The following is a 16,365-nucleotide window of genomic DNA, read 5'->3' as shown; positions in this document are numbered from 1 at the left end:
ATATTTCATTTTAAAAATAAAGGCAAAGTTCTTTTTAAAATAGAGAACTTGCCTATTTATATTATTCAACTTATTTTACAACGTCATATCCAGCATCATAAATTGCTTTTTCTATTTCAGATAATACATTTGCTTCTCCATTAAACTTCACATCTACTGTATCATTTTCTGGGCTTGCATTGACATTATCGACACCTTCAATTTTACCTACTGCTGATTCAACTGCTGATTTACAATGTCCGCAACTCATACCTTCAACTTTTAATTGTTTCTCTTCCATTTATAAACACTCCTTTAATTTAATATTTGATAACCCGCATCATAGATTTCTTTTTCAAGATTATTGAGATTTACAGGTGTTTCGTAACTGATTTTGATTTCATTTGAATCCAAATCTACTTGTACTGCAGTTACACCTGTCATTTCTATAAGATGTTGATGTAATTTATGCTGTTCTTCTTCAGTTTCCATTCCATCAATTTTAATTACACTGTTTTGCATAATAATCTCCTTTAATCTTTAATTAATTTTTGAACGGTAACAAGCAATTCTTCCATTGCTTCTTCAGCGTGACCATCCTCAACTTTATGCATGATACAACCTTTCATATGGTGATCAAGCAATCGTACTGCTACACTGTTCAAGGCTGAACGTGTTGCACGGATTTGTGTAAGTACATCATCACAATAAACATCTTCTTCAATCATTCGGTTAATTGCTCTGACTTGCCCCTCAATACGGTTGAGTCTTGCTTTCAAGTTGGACTTAATTTGTTCTGAATGATGTGCTTTGTCATTTTCGGTCATTTTAAAACCTCCGTTCATATCGCTTTCAACATCATCATATACCCTAGTGAGGTATACGTCAACCTATACCTATTCCGATTTAGCTGTGTTACAATAAAAAGCATTAGAAACAATATTAGCCGGGTAAAAACTCGTTGTTATTGATAATTCGGAGGTTTAAAAATATGTATTATCTCGAAATGCTGGTGCAGCAAACAAACCTGGTTTTCAATATTATCTTAATCGCTCTATTTATTTTGAACTTATTTTTCAGCTTTACAATTGTTTTCTTAGAACGCAGATCTCCTGGGTCCATTTGGGCTTGGCTGCTCGTTTTAGCTTTCCTTCCTATTTTTGGCTTTATCATTTATCTCTTGTTTGGCAGACAAATTCAAAGAGAACATATTTTCAAAATCAATGAAGAAGATAAAACAGGATTAGAAATGATTGTTCAAGAACAAGCAGAAGCATTAAAAAATGATGAATTCTCAAAAGGAAATCACGTTATTGTCAAACATAAGTCTATGGTTCAAATGCTGCTTTATAATAATTCAGCATTCTTAACTACAGATAATGCGTTGACTATTTATAATGATGGTAAAGAAAAGTTCGAAGCTTTAATTCAAGATATTGAAAACGCACAATCCTATATTCACATTGAGTATTACATTTTCCGTAATGACATTTTAGGCAAACGTGTACTTAAAGCATTAGAAGACAAATTAGAAGAAGGTCTTGAAGTAAAAATGCTTTATGATGATATGGGTTCTAGAGGTTTAACTCTAAAAGACTTTGATGAATTCAGAAAAAAAGGCGGACAAGTTGAGTCCTTCTTTCCTTCTAAATTACCTTTAATTAATTTCCGTCTTAATTACCGCAACCATCGAAAAATTGTAGTGATTGATGGTGTCATTGGTTATGTAGGTGGTTTTAATGTTGGAAAAGAATATCTGGGTATGTCTAAAAAATTCGGATATTGGAGAGATACACACCTTCGTATTGTAGGTGATGCGGTCAATGCGTTGCAGCTTAGATTTATTTTAGATTGGAATTCTCAAGCTAAACGCCATAATATCACTTATTCAGACCGCTATTTCCCAGATATTGATACAGGTGAATCAACTGGTATTCAAATTGCTTCAAGTGGTCCTGATGAAGATTGGGAACAAATTAAGTATGGTTATTTGAAAATGATAACTTCAGCTAAAAGATACATTAAAATTCAGACTCCATATTTTATTCCAGACCAAGCCTTTTTAGATGCTGTTTCAATTGCTGCTTTAGGCGGTGTGGATGTAACGATTATGATTCCGAATAAACCGGATCATCCATTTGTTTATTGGGCTACTCAAAAAATGTAGCCTCATTACTAGCTTCAGGAGTTAAAATCTATCATTATGAAAACGGCTTTTTACATTCTAAAATGATGGTCATTGATGATGAAGTAGCAAGTGTCGGAACAACGAATATGGATCATCGCAGCTTCACGCTTAATTTTGAGGTTAACGCTTTTATTTATGATCAATCTACAGCAATACAGTTGAGTGAACAGTTCAATAAGGATTTAGAAAAAAGTGCCCAATTCACAATTGAAAAATACGAAAACCGTAGTCTTTGGGTAAAATTCAAAGAAGGTATCTCTTATCTCATTTCACCTATTTTGTAAGATTAAAGGAGAATTATCAATTAAATGAATCAATATCAACAGTTAAAAGAAGCAGAAAATTATATGAAAGCTCATCACAGCGAAGATGCAACAGGACATGACATTGAACATGTGATGCGTGTTGTCAAAATGGCGTTATTCATAGCAGAACAAGAAGGTAGTGGAAATCCTTACATCATACAGATGGCAGCCTTGCTGCATGATACAGTAGATTCGAAACTTACAGATGAAAACAAGGCTTATCAAGATTTAAATGCTTTTTTAGATAAAATCGATGTTTCATCTCAAATTAAGAATAAAGTTCTAGAAATTATAGAACATATGAGTTACAGAAGCGGTAAAAACAATGATATTGAAATGTCACGTGAGGGTTATATTGTGAGAGATGCAGATCGTTTAGATGCAATCGGTGCAATTGGTATTGCGCGTACTTTCCAATTTGCTGGTCATTTTAATGAACCTATGTGGGTTGGAGAAATACCTGATAATATTTCAGGCGAATATGACTTAGATGATTATTCTCCCTCAGCAATCAAACATTTTTATGATAAACTTTTTAAATTGAAAGATTTAATGCATACTGAAACAGCACAAGCTATTGCTGAAGAACGCCATCGCTTTATGGAATATTTCGTTGCTCAATTCTTTAAAGAATGGGATTTCACAAATTAAATTGAAAGTTTTTTTGAATTAGTAATGCCCCTATAAAGTTTCACTTTTTAAGTGTCAACTTTATAGGGGCTTATTTTATCAATCATTTTATTATTTTAAGGAATGAGCCATTATGATATCAGTTTGTGTTTCATCGCCCATTTGGAATTTATGTTCTGTAACTTTTTTAAAACCTGAGTGTTTATAAAATTCAATTGCCTTTTTATTTTTTTCCCATACTCCTAACCAAACACTCTTCTTATTTTCGTCAACGGCAAAATTAATTGCAAAATTCATTAGTTTTTTGCCATATCCGTAATTTTGATAATTTTTTAAAATATAAAGTCTTTCTATTTCTAAAGAATCTGATGCAATGTCTTCAGTTTGTGCTGAACCCACATTTAATTTTAAATATCCTACGACCTTATCATTGTCGTATAAAAAGTAAAAATATGAGTTGGGGTGTTCTAATTCTCGTTGTAATTTATCATAGGTAAAAGCTTTATTAAGATAATCTTTCAAATTGTCTGGGTGATTCATTTCTCTAAAAGTATCATCAAATGTTCTAAAACTGATTGTTTGTAATTCTTTAATATCGTCAGTTGTTACTTTAACAATTTTCATTTTTTGCCCCTCCTATAAAATAACCCTTTTCAAATTTATTCCCTATTTCATTGAAAATAAAGAAAATCAGCTGCAACTTTTATATTACAACTGATCCTCTTTACGATCGATTATTTTTTCTTTTTATTTTTCTTAGAAACTACTTTTGTACCTTTAGATTTAGAGTTACCTGCACTGCCATGTTCTTTTTCATAAGCAGCTATCATTGGCGCTACTTCTTCTTTAGCTTTTTTTGAATAATAAGCATTCGCAATATACGTTTGTACAATCAAGAATGCTGCACTCACTGACCAGTATAAACCAAGTGCAGAAGCTGAACTTAGCGCTACCCAAATAATCATGATTGGTGAGATAATCATCATCATATAACTCATTTGTTTTTGTTCAGGAGGCATACTGAATGTTGACACATATGCTTGTAAAAAGTATAAAACACCTGCAATAATTGTTATCCAAATATCAGGTTTTGACAAATTAAACCATAGGAAATGAGAATGCTCAGTAATACCGCCGGGTGATGGGTATTTTAATACAAAGAATAATCCCATAATAATCGGCATTTGAATCAACATCGGCAAGCATCCTAACATGCTTTGCATCGGATTCATGTCATATTTTTTATAAACTTCCATCATTTCTTGGTTAGCAGCCATTTTGTCTTCTTGCGTACGAGCGCGTTGTACTTTTTCTTTAACTGCATCCATTTCTGGCTTTGCAATTACCATTTTCTCACGCATCATATGACTATTTTTATAGTTCGATAACATAAACGGCAATACAATAATACGAATAGCGAGTACCAATACGATAATTGCTAATCCATAATCATTATTAAAACTAGAACCTAGCCAGTGAATTATGTTATCCATATTTTTTACAAATGTATTATAAAAAAAGCCTGTGCGATTCTCTAGTTTTGAGTAATCACAACCAGCAAGAAAAACCATAATCCCTAAAAGCAAAGGTAATAATGCTTTTTTCTTCATTTTTCCACCTCTATTGGTATTATTCACATAAAAATAATTTTACCATAATCCGCGAGAGGTAGAAAACAAAAATATGTGAAACCCTTAACTATTTAAAATATTGTAAGAAATTGTGTACAGTTTCTGTAACATGTGGGCTTTTTGCGATCGCCGAAATAACAGAAACACCATCTGCTGATGTTCTTGCGATGTCTTGCATATTATCTAATGATATTCCACCAATTGCTACGATCGGCATTTCTCCTACTTGTCTACGAAGCGTTTCAATCATTTTTGGACCTACTGGTTCGCTTGCATCATCTTTTGAAGGCGTAGCGAAAATTGGTCCAACACCGATATAATCAACGTATGTTAAATCAGAAGCATTTAATTCTTCTAAATTACCAATACTTAATCCAATGATTTTTCCTTCAAAACGACTTTTAAATTCATCCACCGCTTCATCATCTTGCCCAACATGAATACCGTCTGCATCAATTTCTTCTGCTAAAGCGACATCATCATTAACAATGAAAGGAACATTATAAGATTTACATAGAGCCTGTAATTCTTTTGCAAGATCAACTTTATCCTGTCCGGTTTTTGCGCTATTTCCTTTTTCTCGGAATTGATAAAGCGTGATACCGCCTTCTAAAGCTTCTTTCAAAACTTCTTGAATAGTTCTGCCTTCTGGTATATCTTGGGTCCCGCAAATAAAATAGACATTTAAATCTTTAGATTGAAACACTTATTTCACCTCTTCTAAGTTGCAATTTTCTGCAACTGCATCTGAATCAATACGGTAAAGCGCATCGATAAATTGTGTTAAAAATGTTCCCGGGCCTTTGCTGTCACTAAGTTGTTCCGCACGTTCAGCTGCAATGTTATAAACTGAAACAGCTTCAATCAAAGTTTCAATTGAAGGATGCGTATTTCTGAATAAAAAAGCACCTACAACTGCACCTAATAAGCATCCTGCGCCTGTAATTTTAGCAAGAAAATGAGAACCGTTACTTAATTTTACAACTTTGTCATCTTGAACAATAACGTCTGTTTCTCCAGTTAGTATAATAGCAGTTTGATATTCTTTATATGCTTTTTCTGCAATATCTACAACATCTAAATTATCAGCACTATCTGTACCTTTCATGGTTGCTGTATCATCAATTAATGCTAAAATTTCTGAAGCATTTCCTTTTATCACAGTTGGTTTAATTTTTTTCAAAAAGTATTTACAAAAGTCTTTTCTATATTTTGAAGCACCTACAGCAACAGGATCAAATACTAGGGGTGTTTCGGTTTCGTTAGCTATCTTGGCATTTGCTAGCATCGCATGCTCATGGTGTTTTGTTAAAGTTCCAATGTTAATTAAGACACTGCCAGCTACAGGATAAAAGTCTTCAGCTTCTTGTGGTGCTTCACTCATAGCTGGACTGGCACCTAGGCTTAACAAGCCATTTGCTGTAAAGTTCTTTACTACATCATTGGTATAGCAAATAACAAGCGGGTGTTCAGTTCTAATTTGATCTAAAATATTATTCATCATCTAACCCTACTTTCTTCATATACGCAAAATGATTAACTGGTCCTCTTCCTTGGCCAATTTCAGGAGTATATTTAATGCTTAAAGCAATAAAGTCTTTTGCTTTTTTAACAGCTTCATAAATTGTTTTTCCTTTAGCTAATTCGGCAGTAATCACTGCTGAAAAAGTACAACCTGTCCCGTGTGTATGTTTAGTATCATACCGTTCACTTTCAAATACTTCTAACCCATCTTTTGTAAAGAGATAATCTTTGGCAATATCTTCATCTTCAATATGACCGCCTTTTATGACAACACCTTTACTGCCTATTTCATTAATAAAAATATCTCCTGCTTTTTTGATTGCTTCTTCAGAATCAAGCTTGAATCCAACGATTTCTTCAGCTTCTGGTAAATTCGGAGTTGCAACATCAGCAAGCGGTAATAATATTTCTTGTAAAGCCTGCTTACCTGCATCGTCCATCAATGAATCTCCGCTTTTAGCTAGCATAACTGGATCGATTACATATGGAATTTCTGGATGTTTTTCTAAATAACTTCGAATCAATTCCATCATTTCTTTCGTTGCAATCATTCCTGTTTTAATTGCTTGTGGTAATTCATCATCAAAAACACTATCTAATTGTTCTTTTAACCACGTAATATCTAAATTATGAATATGTTGGACCCCTTTTGTGTTTTGGGCAACAATGCTTGTAATTGCAGCCATTCCATATACTCCGCAAGCATGGAATGATTTCAAATCTGCCATTACACCCGCTCCGCCTGTAGGGTCTGTACCAGCAATTGTTAAAGCTATTTTAGGTTTATTCATACTCTTTCTCCTCCAAATTGCCATTTTTCGCTTGTATAAGCCATATTAAAAAAGTTCAATTCATGTACTGTACTTTGCAAATAATTTTCTCTCACTTCATTTTTTTCAGTTTCAGACATATTTGCTGTTAATTGATTCATTAAATCATCTAGTACTTCAATTAATGGGTCCATTTCTGTGTTATAAAACTCAAACCATTTTGCTAAAATCGAGGACTTATTTAAATTCGGATCTTTCATTGCACGTTTTGCAATAATTGCATAAACATATGGGCATGGTGCCATTGCAGCAATTGCATATGCGGCATTTTCATGCGCATATACATTGTAGTACATATGCTTAATATAATGATCACCACTAGGCGGCCAAACCTTTTTTTGTACAATTTCATTATAGTTTTCACCGATATAATCAGCCATATATTCGTGTGCTTCTACTTCACCATTTACTATAAATTGAATTTGATCAACTAAAAAGCGGACACTTTCTAAATCCGGCATTTTCGGTATTAATAATGCATAAATATTTGCGAACTCTCTTAAGTAAGAAGCATCTGCTCGTAAATATTGGCGTAAAGCTTCTTTTTCAATATCACCTTTTAAAAGTTCTTGGATAAAATGATCTTGATAAATTTCATCAATAATCGGCTGTGCATCTCTCTCTAATGTTTCTGCAAAATTCATTTCAAAATCCTCCAATAAAAAAACTGCAAACCTTCGTAGGAATGCAGTTTAATATTTAGAATCTTTATTCTGAATATACTACTTTCCTACGTTGGTACGAACCAAATCAGGTTATAAGGGTCTAGTCAAACTATCTCAGCCGTCAGGCGCCCCTAGCAGTTTTATAAAGTTTAGTTTTTAATACAATTTAAATGTATCAAACCCCTTAGTGTTATGCAATGTTAAAGGGTTATAAACAAAAAAGCCGAGACAAAAGTCTCGACTGAAGTTTAAATTAATATGCCCAGTGTCCTGCACCATTACCATTATCCCACAAAGTAAGAGCTGCTTGGTCTTGAATATGTTCAGGAGCACTAGCTGGGTTTACGCCTCTCCAACCTGCTGGAGCAACTGCATCCCAAGTAGTTTGTAGGAATTGATATTTACCTGCTGCACCTGAATAAGGGTTAATTGCATGAATATCACCACGAGATTCACGGTATACAATTGCTTGTAATGCTGCTGGAATATTTCCATAGCTACCTGAATTTGATGCTGTATATGATTGTTTTGGTGCAGTATAGCTAGTTGATTGTGTGTTATAGCTATAATTTGTATTATTGTATGATTGTGTATTATAAGTTTGAGTTTGTTGAGCTACTGGAGCTGCTTGTTGTTGAACTGAAACTGCTTTAGAAGTTGATTGAACTGGTTGTTGAACAGTTCCAACTGCTACATAACTCCACTCCCAATATGTACCATTAGATTCGAAATGGAATTCATAACCTTTGTATTCAAAATCAAAATCATATGCACCTGTTTGTACAGGATGTTGATTTAATTCTGCAGGATTATTTAATGCTGTTTCCGCTAATTTAGCTTGTTCTGTTGTATTTAACTCAGCTGCATCCGCATTATGTGATGCCACTCCTGTTGCTAAAAATGCTGCTGCCGCTACTGATGATGTCACTAAAAGTTTCTTCATTTAATAAAAATCCTCCTATAAGGTAATTACATATATGATTTATTCGCTACAACTATAATAGCATTTAGTACAATAACATAGGTTACAATAATATAAATGTTATGTTTCATTCGTTACGTATGTATTACAAAAAAGCGGATTCCATTCTTAAAATAAGAACGGAGTCCGCTTTTTGGATGTAAAACAATTAATTTTAGTTTAATAAATTAAGCTGTTACCCAGTGACCTGCACCAGCGCCGCCATTATATAATTTAACTGCAGCTGCATCTTGTACAGATTCTGGAGCACTTGCTGGTGAAACACCTCTCCATTGAGGATCTACAACTGAATCCCAAGTAGTTTGCAAGAATTGGTATTTACCTGCTGCACCTGAAGATGGGTTAATTGCATGAATATTACCACCTGATTCACGTTGTGCAATTAATTGCAAGTGAGCAGGAATGTTAACAGATGAACCTGATGAAGCTTGAGCAGGTGCACTGTATGATTGTGCTTGTGTATTGTAAGATTTAGTTTGTTGTTGAGCTGGTGCTGATTGTTGTTGTGCTACTGGAGCTGCTTGTTGTGCTGGTGCAGCTTGAGTAGTTGTTGCTTGAGTTGGTTGAACTGATGAGTTAGAAGCTGATGTTGCATTGTAGCTCCAGCTCCAGTTAGAACCATCTGATTCAAAGTGGAATTCGTTACCGTTATATACGAAATCAATATTATAAGCACCTGCTTGTACAGGGTGTTGGTTTAATTCTGAAGGGTTATTAAGAGCTGTTTCAGCTAATTGTTGTTCTGATTGGCTTACTTCTGCTGCGTGAGCGTTATGTGAAGCTGCTCCTGTTGCTAAGAATGCGGCAGTGGCTACTGATGATACTACTAATAATTTTTTCATTTAAAATAAATCCTCCTATAAGGTAAAAAGTTTATATGATTAATTTGCTGTATTCATAATAGCACCAAAAAAGTTATCATAGGTTACAACAATATAAATAGTATGTATCAAATTTTACATGAATATTACAAACAAAAAGCGGATTACCATCCATAGAATGATAATCCGCTCTCGAATTAATTGCTAATATTCAAATATAATAAGTCTCTAACTTATGCAGTTACCCATTGGCTTGGGCCAGCTGTGTCATATAATTTTTGAGCTGCTGCATCTTGTACTGCTTCAGGAGCTTCTGATGCTGGTCTACCTTGATATTCTGCTGGAGCTACTGAATCCCAAGTAGTTTGTAAGAATTGGTATTTACCTGCTGCACCTGATGATGCGTTTACAGCATGGATGTCGCCACCTGATTCACGTTGAGCAATTGCTTTTAAGTGATCGTTAACTTGTACGTTTGAACCAGAATCAGCTGATTGTTGTGCTGGTGCTGATTGTTGTGCTGGTTGTTGTTGAGTTTGCTCTTGAGCTGGTGCTTGTTGAGCTGCTGGTGCTTGTTGTTGTGTAGTTTCTTGTGCTGGTGCTTGTTGAGCTGCTCCGTTTGCATTATAACTCCAGCTCCAGTTAGTACCATCTGAGTTAAAGTTGAAGTTATACCCTGAGTTGTCAAATGCGATATTATAAGCACCTTCTTGAACAGGTGCATCATTTAATTGTTGTGGATTATTTAAAGCTGTTTGAGCTAATTGATCTTGATTTACATTGTTATCTTCGGCTGCATGTGCGTTTGCGCCTACTCCTACTGCGAATAATGCTGCTGATGCTGATGAAGCTACTAATAATTTTTTCATTTCTGAAATTCCTCCTATAAGGTAATTGTTTTTTCGCGTGATTAATATCATCAATTTGCAGTTATAACTATATCATCTGAAATAGCAGTGTAGGTTACAGGCAAATAAAAAAAACCTTCTGTCTTTTACGCTTAAATTACGCTAATTCAATTTAATTAGGTGGCTAACGGTCTAATTATAAACCTTCATAATAGTCTCTATCGCAAGAAACAAGTTTGTAACTATGTAATATTCATGTAATTATTCAGATAATTTAATTGTGTTTTAGTTTATTTTTACACCAAAATTCACACTGAATTTCTTTGAAATTTAGTTGTTTTTCTAAAATCAATACCTAAAAAAGACCCCACATAATTAATATGCAGAGTCTGGATGAGTATTTTCATATAAATTGAGAATTAGAATGAATGAAATAATGTGAATTTACATCTTTGATTGAGATAAGTTAAGAATAGCTATGAATATGTGAATAATATTTAGAGTTTATGCTTTAAGAATTTGGGATGATTCATTTAGATAGGATATTATCTACTGATTTTGAGGATCAGTTGTAACTGAGAGCAACTGATGGTCTTGTAAGGCAGGGCTACCTTCAAAGTCATCAGTTATAGTAGGTTGATTTGAAGAGGAACTTTCATTAGAGTTTGGATTTGAAATAAATTTGATTGTTTCAACAACTAATTCAGTCATAAAATGTGTTTGTTTATCTTTTTCATACTTATAAGAACGCATGTGACCCGTAATACCCACAAGAGATCCTTTTTTAGTGTATTTAGCAATATTGATTGCTATCTTTCCATACGCTTTACAAAAAATATAATCAACAGCTTGCTGTGTTTGACCTTGATAATTATAATTTCTTTCTGTGGCTACACTAAAACTGGCAATTTCACTCCCCTCCTTTTCTGCTAACTGAGGGTTACGAGTTAATCGTCCTACAATTACGATTTTATTTAACAATTTTTCACCTCCTATGTATATATCATATTCACTTCATTATTTTTAGTCAAAACGTAAAAATGAACTTATTAAAGTACTTTTCTGGTCATTTTTTACTTATCAACTGAATTTTTTTCAGTTTTTGAGCTATACTAGTATTAGTATTTTAATATTTTGCAGAATTTCAAAAAGATTGGAGTGACTTCCTATTGAAAACATTTAAAGCAGTCAGATTCCAAATTGTCACTAAAAATGGCGGGGTTATTGAATACGAGCTATATGATGGTGTAATTATTAATAAGGAACAAAGTGGTACAGGTTGGTTATTAGAAATCGTTATTTCCAACAACCACTATGACATTATGAAAGAATATATGGACGATGAAGCTTTACTTGATATTCGTGTAGTCATCACTCGACCATCTAATGATCCTGCACTATTTGACGCCACGATTAAAAACATCTCATTATATGGAAATGAAAATATGTCTGTTATCTTTGATTGTCATGTCTATACACTTAGACAGGTCTATGCCGAAAATTTATTAGCTCAACTTGTAGATGAAGGTCTAGAAGGGGAAGAATTAAAAAAATCATTTAATAGAATGATGCAATCAAAACCACGACTAAAAGACGAACGACGAGAAGAATAAAAAAACGCGTTATACTTTATCATGTAGCCATGAAAGTATAACGCATTTTTTTATACATCTTGTATTGCAAAAGTCAGTTCGCAACTGCAAGCAAGTTGTCCATCAACTGTTGCTTTAGCTATACCTTTACCAATCGGTCCTCGCATTTTAGTGATTTCAACTTCTAAAGTTAATGTATCACCAGGTGTCACTTGTCTTTTAAAACGACACTTATCGATCCCCGCAAACAAAGCAATTTTACCTTTATTCTGTTCGCTATTCAGCAAAGCAACTGCACCTGTCTGTGCTAATGCTTCAGTAATTAATACGCCAGGCATTACTGCGTAATCAGGAAAATGTCCTTGGAAAAATGGTTCGTTTCCTGAAACTTGTTTAATTGCTACGCAACGTTGACCTTCTTCATACTCAACAACTCTATCAATCAATAAAAATGGTTGTCTGTGCGGGATAATTTCTTTTATTTGATTATAGTCAAAAACTGTTTCCATATGCTAACCTCCGAAAAGCTGTTTGAAATGTCGCCATGTCTGGTAATCAAAAAACGATATGGGATTCTCATGATTAAGCAGATAACCGATAATGATTCCGACAAAGAACATCAATATTATCAATGTAACGATAATTATTATACCAAATCCTATCGGAAGATGTGTCAGTTTTCTATATTTATACTTAATCATCAAGAATCTCCTATTCACTTACACGTTCGATATCTGCACCGAGTGATTTTAATTTACCATTGAAATTCACATAGCCTCTATCTAAATGTTTCAATTCAGAAACTTCTGTTGTACCTTCAGCCACTAAGCCAGCTAAAATCAATGCAGCACCTGCACGTAAATCTGTAGCTTTTACTTGAGCTCCTTGTAAATTACTCTTACCAGTAATTTTAGCATTTCTGCCTTCAACAGTAATTTGTGCATTCATACGTTTAAATTCACCAACATGCATAAAGCGATTTTCAAATACGGTTTCAGTTATTACTTTATGCCCTTCTGCAGTTAGTAATAAAGCCATAATTTGAGACTGCATATCGGTTGGGAAACCAGGATGCGGTAGTGTTTTAACGTCAACTGGTTGTAATTCACCTTCTGCTGAAACGCGAATACCATCTTCTTGATAATCCAAAGCAACTCCCATTTCTTCTAATTTATACAGAAGACTTGTCATATGTTCTCTAATTGCACCACGCACAAAAACATCTCCACGCGTAATAGCACCTGCAATAATAAGCGTTCCTGCTTCAATGCGATCAGGTATAATTGCATGTTCTACACCATGAAGTTCTTTAACACCGTTGATTGTAATCGTATCTGTTCCTGCTCCAGAAACATTACCGCCCATTTCATTAATATAATTAGCTAAATCTACAATTTCAGGTTCACGTGCTACATTTTCAATCACTGTTTTGCCATCAGCTAATGCTGCTGCCATAATAATATTTTGAGTAGCCCCTACACTTGGGAAATCCAAATGGATGTCTGTTCCTTTTAAGCCATCTTCAGTCTCTGCAAAAATAAAACCATTTTCTAAATGAATTTTTGCACCCAGTGCTTCAAAACCTTTTAAGTGTTGTTCAATCGGTCTGCTTCCAATCGCACATCCACCTGGTAAAGCTACTTTAGCATGACCAAGTCTTGCTAATAAAGGGCCCATTACTAATATACTAGCACGCATTTTACTAACATATTCATAAGGCGCTTCAAAATTAAGTTTTTTCGTTGCATCTACAGTAACACTATTATTTTTTTTATTGTACGTAATATCCGCATTTAATGTTGATAATACATTATTTATTGTTTCGACATCACTTAATTCCGGAACATTATGTAATGTACTAGCTCCTTTTGAAGCTAGCAATGATGCCGTTAAAACTGGCAATACTGCATTTTTTGCGCCTTCAACTTGAACTTCTCCTTCAAGACGATTACCGCCTTTGATTACAATTCTATCTCTAGTCATTATTACTCCTCCACTTTTTAACTCCTCTGAACATCTTCAATTCAGACATTCCTTCACTTCTACTATAACTTTATTATATATGGAATTACTATTGAATTACACTTTATCGCTTATTTCCCTAAGTATTTCAATTGAGTTGAGAATTGAAGCAAATCTATTATAAAATTGCTAACTCCTGTACCTATTACAATAGAAATAAAAATAAGTAAGACTTGTACTTGCACAGGATATCCTTTTTTAAAAAATTGATCTAATCTCAAAGCATTGAGTGCCCAAAAAGCAACACATATACAAACCACGTGTAATATTAAATGTGCAATTGCAAATTGACCTAAATAATCCATAAATGATGTCTTCTCCTCAAATGTTTACTGACTAACATTGTACATTATATTGACTAAAAATCATACAATCTTGTATATAATAACAAAAAATCCACAACTATTTTACAAACTGAAATTTAGATAAATCAAAAAAATAGGATATATCTCAAAATGAGATATATCCTATAATTTATGGTGCATTATTTTAGTAATTCCGAAACTTTAAGACGATTTTCAGCACGTTCTAAAGCTCGTTTTGCTCTGTTAATGTCAGTATCTTCGTCATTGTTATTCAAATGTGATTCTGCTCGTTCTTTAGCCGATTCAGCACGTCTGACATCAATATCTTCAGCTTTTTCTGCTGTTTGTACAATTATTGACGTTTTTTCTTGTCTGATTTCTACGAATCCATCACTAACAGCGATGTAATCAATTCCATCTGTATAATGTACTTTAACATAACCAGTTTGAATTGCTGTTACAGTCGGAATATGACCATACATCACACCCATGTCACCGCCAACTGTTTGTAAAACAGTAATTTCAACATTATCTTGGTTATAAACAGAACCATTAGGAGTAACAATATTAACGTTCATTGTGTTCATTAAACTTTACCTCCTAATTTTTAAACTTCAACACCCATGTCTTTAGCTTTCTCTAATACATCATCCATGCTGCCGACTAAACGGAATGCATCTTCAGGAATATGATCATATTTACCTTCTAAGATATCTTTGAAGTCTTCAACTGTACGTTTTACAGAAACATAAGAACCTTTTTGACCAGTAAATTGTTCTGCTACGTGGAAGTTTTGAGATAAGAAGAATTGAATACGTCTTGCACGTTCAACCGTACTCTTATCTTCATCAGATAATTCATCCATACCTAAGATAGCAATAATATCTTGTAATTCTCTGTATTTTTGTAATGTTGCTTGTACACGACGAGCAACATCATAGTGTTCTTGTCCAACAATTGTTGGTTCAAGTGCTCTTGAAGTAGATGCCAATGGATCCACAGCTGGGTAAATACCCATTTCTGTCAATTTACGTTCCAAGTTAGTTGTTGCATCTAAGTGAGCAAATGCTGTTGCTGGTGCAGGGTCAGTATAGTCATCGGCAGGTACGAATACTGCTTGGATAGACGTGATTGAACCTTTCATTGTTGATGTGATACGTTCTTGTAATTGACCCATTTCAGTAGCAAGTGTTGGTTGGTAACCAACGGCTGATGGCATACGACCAAGCAATGCAGATACTTCTGAACCTGCTTGAGTGAAACGGAAAATGTTATCGATGAATAAAAGAACGTCTTGTCCTTTAACATCACGGAAATATTCAGCCATTGTTAAACCTGATAATGCTACACGCATACGCGCACCAGGTGGCTCGTTCATTTGTCCGAATACCATTGCTGTTTTTTTGATAACACCACTATCGCTCATTTCAAAGTACAAGTCATTACCTTCACGTGTACGTTCACCGACACCAGCGAATACAGAAATACCGCCGTGTTCTTGAGCGATGTTATTAATCAATTCTTGGATTAATACTGTTTTACCAACTCCGGCACCACCGAATAGTCCAACTTTACCACCTTTAATATACGGTGCTAATAAGTCTACAACTTTGATACCAGTTTCTAAAATTTCAACTTTAGTTGATAATTCATCAAATGGTGGTGGTTGTCTATGAATTGGTTCACGTGGTACTGATTCAGGAACTGGACCTGCATTATCAATAGGATCACCCAATACATTAAATACTCTTCCTAATGTGTCTTCTCCGACAGGAACACTGATTGGACGACCTGTATCTTTAACATCGTCACCACGTTTGATTCCGTCAGTTGAGTCCATTGCGATAGTTCTAACAACATCATCGCCTAATTCAAGTGCTACTTCTAATGTAAGAGATTCTGTAGTGCCATCTTTTTTAGGTACATCTAGCACTAAAGCGTTATTAATCTTAGGAAGTTCGTCATGATTAAATCTTACATCGATTACTGGACCCATGATTTGTGTTACGCGGCCTACACCCATTCTTTTTTTCCTCCTTTAAA

The 16,365-nt window shown here is 34.3% G+C and carries 21 protein-coding genes, 1 pseudogene and 1 riboswitch; of the genes and pseudogenes, 3 read left to right on the top strand and 19 right to left on the bottom strand.

The annotated features are described in order from the left end of the window. Positions 1-70: 70 nt before the first annotated feature. Genes A4G25_RS12240 through csoR form a run of 3 tightly spaced genes read right to left on the bottom strand, consistent with a single transcriptional unit; the run spans position 71 to position 806 of the window. Positions 71-280 carry a copper ion binding protein gene (locus A4G25_RS12240; protein WP_047132368.1) on the bottom strand — a complete coding sequence of 70 codons (210 nt, stop codon included), beginning with the start codon at positions 278-280 and terminating at the stop codon, positions 71-73. 14 nt (positions 281-294) lie between these two features. After that, complete coding sequence (gene csoZ / locus A4G25_RS12235; RefSeq protein ID WP_047132367.1) at positions 295-501, bottom strand: putative copper chaperone CsoZ; 207 nt, start codon at positions 499-501, stop codon at positions 295-297. Positions 502-512: 11 nt separating this feature from the next. Continuing rightward, positions 513-806 carry a copper-sensing transcriptional repressor CsoR gene (csoR, locus tag A4G25_RS12230; protein ID WP_015900833.1) on the bottom strand — a complete coding sequence of 98 codons (294 nt, stop codon included), beginning with the start codon at positions 804-806 and terminating at the stop codon, positions 513-515. Between the two features lie 164 nt (positions 807-970). On the opposite strand from csoR, the pseudogene cls reads away from it, so the two are divergent. Both cls and A4G25_RS12220 read left to right on the top strand, forming a co-directional pair. Then, positions 971-2,451: pseudogene (cls, locus tag A4G25_RS12225) on the top strand (cardiolipin synthase). A gap of 24 nt (positions 2,452-2,475) precedes the next feature. Then, entirely contained in the window at positions 2,476-3,123 is a 648-nt protein-coding gene (locus A4G25_RS12220) for an HD domain-containing protein (RefSeq protein WP_047132366.1), read from the top strand. 90 nt (positions 3,124-3,213) lie between these two features. Here A4G25_RS12220 and A4G25_RS12215 read toward each other — a convergent pair whose 3' ends face one another. From A4G25_RS12215 to A4G25_RS12170, 10 genes are all read right to left on the bottom strand, one after another. After that, a complete protein-coding gene (locus tag A4G25_RS12215; protein ID WP_047132365.1) occupies positions 3,214-3,726 on the bottom strand; it encodes a GNAT family N-acetyltransferase in 513 nt (170 codons plus the stop codon). A 110-nt stretch (positions 3,727-3,836) separates the two neighbouring features. Further along, the gene (gene yidC, locus A4G25_RS12210) at positions 3,837-4,712 is read right to left on the bottom strand and encodes a membrane protein insertase YidC (RefSeq protein WP_047132364.1); all 876 of its coding nucleotides are present in this window, start codon (positions 4,710-4,712) and stop codon (positions 3,837-3,839) included. Between the two features lie 88 nt (positions 4,713-4,800). After that, complete coding sequence (gene thiE / locus A4G25_RS12205) at positions 4,801-5,439, bottom strand: thiamine phosphate synthase (protein WP_047132363.1); 639 nt, start codon at positions 5,437-5,439, stop codon at positions 4,801-4,803. After that, positions 5,440-6,234, bottom strand: a complete 795-nt coding sequence (thiM, locus tag A4G25_RS12200; RefSeq protein WP_047132362.1) for a hydroxyethylthiazole kinase — start codon at positions 6,232-6,234, stop codon at positions 5,440-5,442. It lies immediately after the preceding gene. Then, complete coding sequence (gene thiD / locus A4G25_RS12195) at positions 6,227-7,048, bottom strand: bifunctional hydroxymethylpyrimidine kinase/phosphomethylpyrimidine kinase (RefSeq protein WP_047132361.1); 822 nt, start codon at positions 7,046-7,048, stop codon at positions 6,227-6,229. The genes thiM and thiD overlap by 8 nt, the downstream gene beginning before the upstream one ends. Continuing rightward, positions 7,045-7,731 carry a thiaminase II gene (gene tenA / locus A4G25_RS12190; protein ID WP_047132360.1) on the bottom strand — a complete coding sequence of 229 codons (687 nt, stop codon included), beginning with the start codon at positions 7,729-7,731 and terminating at the stop codon, positions 7,045-7,047. The genes thiD and tenA overlap by 4 nt, the downstream gene beginning before the upstream one ends. Before the next feature lie 66 nt (positions 7,732-7,797). Further along, a riboswitch (TPP riboswitch) is annotated at positions 7,798-7,895 on the bottom strand. 110 nt (positions 7,896-8,005) lie between these two features. Then, positions 8,006-8,695, bottom strand: coding sequence for a transglycosylase family protein (locus tag A4G25_RS12185; protein WP_047132359.1), 690 nt, complete (start codon positions 8,693-8,695; stop codon positions 8,006-8,008). Between the two features lie 206 nt (positions 8,696-8,901). Further along, the gene (locus A4G25_RS12180; RefSeq protein WP_047132358.1) at positions 8,902-9,576 is read right to left on the bottom strand and encodes a transglycosylase family protein; all 675 of its coding nucleotides are present in this window, start codon (positions 9,574-9,576) and stop codon (positions 8,902-8,904) included. Positions 9,577-9,788: 212 nt separating this feature from the next. Beyond that, complete coding sequence (locus tag A4G25_RS12175; RefSeq protein ID WP_047132357.1) at positions 9,789-10,424, bottom strand: transglycosylase family protein; 636 nt, start codon at positions 10,422-10,424, stop codon at positions 9,789-9,791. 528 nt (positions 10,425-10,952) lie between these two features. Next, the gene (locus A4G25_RS12170) at positions 10,953-11,384 is read right to left on the bottom strand and encodes a single-stranded DNA-binding protein (RefSeq protein ID WP_047132356.1); all 432 of its coding nucleotides are present in this window, start codon (positions 11,382-11,384) and stop codon (positions 10,953-10,955) included. 188 nt (positions 11,385-11,572) lie between these two features. Here A4G25_RS12170 and A4G25_RS12165 point away from each other — a divergent pair, with 188 nt between their 5' ends. Further along, positions 11,573-12,016 (top strand): YwpF family protein, encoded by a 444-nt coding sequence (locus A4G25_RS12165; RefSeq protein ID WP_047132355.1) that lies wholly within the window; start codon positions 11,573-11,575, stop codon positions 12,014-12,016. A gap of 50 nt (positions 12,017-12,066) precedes the next feature. Here the strand turns inward: A4G25_RS12165 and fabZ are convergent, their stop codons facing one another. From fabZ to atpD, 6 genes are all read right to left on the bottom strand, one after another. Continuing rightward, positions 12,067-12,504: a 3-hydroxyacyl-ACP dehydratase FabZ gene (gene fabZ, locus A4G25_RS12160; protein ID WP_047132354.1), complete on the bottom strand. Its 438-nt coding sequence runs from the start codon at positions 12,502-12,504 to the stop codon at positions 12,067-12,069. Between the two features lie 3 nt (positions 12,505-12,507). Next, a complete protein-coding gene (locus A4G25_RS12155) occupies positions 12,508-12,696 on the bottom strand; it encodes a DNA-directed RNA polymerase subunit beta (protein ID WP_047132353.1) in 189 nt (62 codons plus the stop codon). A gap of 10 nt (positions 12,697-12,706) precedes the next feature. After that, positions 12,707-13,978 carry a UDP-N-acetylglucosamine 1-carboxyvinyltransferase gene (murA, locus tag A4G25_RS12150; RefSeq protein ID WP_047132352.1) on the bottom strand — a complete coding sequence of 424 codons (1,272 nt, stop codon included), beginning with the start codon at positions 13,976-13,978 and terminating at the stop codon, positions 12,707-12,709. Positions 13,979-14,088: 110 nt separating this feature from the next. Continuing rightward, positions 14,089-14,322, bottom strand: coding sequence for a DUF1146 family protein (locus A4G25_RS12145; RefSeq protein ID WP_047132351.1), 234 nt, complete (start codon positions 14,320-14,322; stop codon positions 14,089-14,091). 179 nt (positions 14,323-14,501) lie between these two features. Next, the gene (locus tag A4G25_RS12140; RefSeq protein ID WP_047132350.1) at positions 14,502-14,909 is read right to left on the bottom strand and encodes a F0F1 ATP synthase subunit epsilon; all 408 of its coding nucleotides are present in this window, start codon (positions 14,907-14,909) and stop codon (positions 14,502-14,504) included. Positions 14,910-14,929: 20 nt separating this feature from the next. Beyond that, entirely contained in the window at positions 14,930-16,345 is a 1,416-nt protein-coding gene (atpD, locus tag A4G25_RS12135) for a F0F1 ATP synthase subunit beta (RefSeq protein WP_047132349.1), read from the bottom strand. Between the last annotated feature and the right edge of the window lie 20 nt (positions 16,346-16,365).

The organism is Staphylococcus condimenti, from assembly GCF_001618885.1.
GTDB classification, from domain to species: Bacteria; Bacillota; Bacilli; order Staphylococcales; family Staphylococcaceae; genus Staphylococcus; species Staphylococcus condimenti.
The sequence above is the reverse complement of the archived record's forward strand: the minus strand, read 5'-3'. Positions and strand labels throughout refer to the sequence as shown.

Coding starts and splice junctions, on each gene's coding strand:
- A4G25_RS12240 (WP_047132368.1), bottom strand. CDS start 280: ATGGAAGAGAAACAATTAAAAGTTGAAGGTATGAGTTGCGGACATTGT.
- csoZ (WP_047132367.1), bottom strand. CDS start 501: ATGCAAAACAGTGTAATTAAAATTGATGGAATGGAAACTGAAGAAGAA.
- csoR (WP_015900833.1), bottom strand. CDS start 806: ATGACCGAAAATGACAAAGCACATCATTCAGAACAAATTAAGTCCAAC.
- A4G25_RS12220 (WP_047132366.1), top strand. CDS start 2,476: ATGAATCAATATCAACAGTTAAAAGAAGCAGAAAATTATATGAAAGCT.
- A4G25_RS12215 (WP_047132365.1), bottom strand. CDS start 3,726: ATGAAAATTGTTAAAGTAACAACTGACGATATTAAAGAATTACAAACA.
- yidC (WP_047132364.1), bottom strand. CDS start 4,712: ATGAAGAAAAAAGCATTATTACCTTTGCTTTTAGGGATTATGGTTTTT.
- thiM (WP_047132362.1), bottom strand. CDS start 6,234: ATGAATAATATTTTAGATCAAATTAGAACTGAACACCCGCTTGTTATT.
- thiD (WP_047132361.1), bottom strand. CDS start 7,048: ATGAATAAACCTAAAATAGCTTTAACAATTGCTGGTACAGACCCTACA.
- tenA (WP_047132360.1), bottom strand. CDS start 7,731: ATGAATTTTGCAGAAACATTAGAGAGAGATGCACAGCCGATTATTGAT.
- A4G25_RS12185 (WP_047132359.1), bottom strand. CDS start 8,695: ATGAAGAAACTTTTAGTGACATCATCAGTAGCGGCAGCAGCATTTTTA.
- A4G25_RS12180 (WP_047132358.1), bottom strand. CDS start 9,576: ATGAAAAAATTATTAGTAGTATCATCAGTAGCCACTGCCGCATTCTTA.
- A4G25_RS12175 (WP_047132357.1), bottom strand. CDS start 10,424: ATGAAAAAATTATTAGTAGCTTCATCAGCATCAGCAGCATTATTCGCA.
- fabZ (WP_047132354.1), bottom strand. CDS start 12,504: ATGGAAACAGTTTTTGACTATAATCAAATAAAAGAAATTATCCCGCAC.
- A4G25_RS12155 (WP_047132353.1), bottom strand. CDS start 12,696: ATGATTAAGTATAAATATAGAAAACTGACACATCTTCCGATAGGATTT.
- murA (WP_047132352.1), bottom strand. CDS start 13,978: ATGACTAGAGATAGAATTGTAATCAAAGGCGGTAATCGTCTTGAAGGA.
- A4G25_RS12145 (WP_047132351.1), bottom strand. CDS start 14,322: ATGGATTATTTAGGTCAATTTGCAATTGCACATTTAATATTACACGTG.
- A4G25_RS12140 (WP_047132350.1), bottom strand. CDS start 14,909: ATGAACACAATGAACGTTAATATTGTTACTCCTAATGGTTCTGTTTAT.
- atpD (WP_047132349.1), bottom strand. CDS start 16,345: ATGGGTGTAGGCCGCGTAACACAAATCATGGGTCCAGTAATCGATGTA.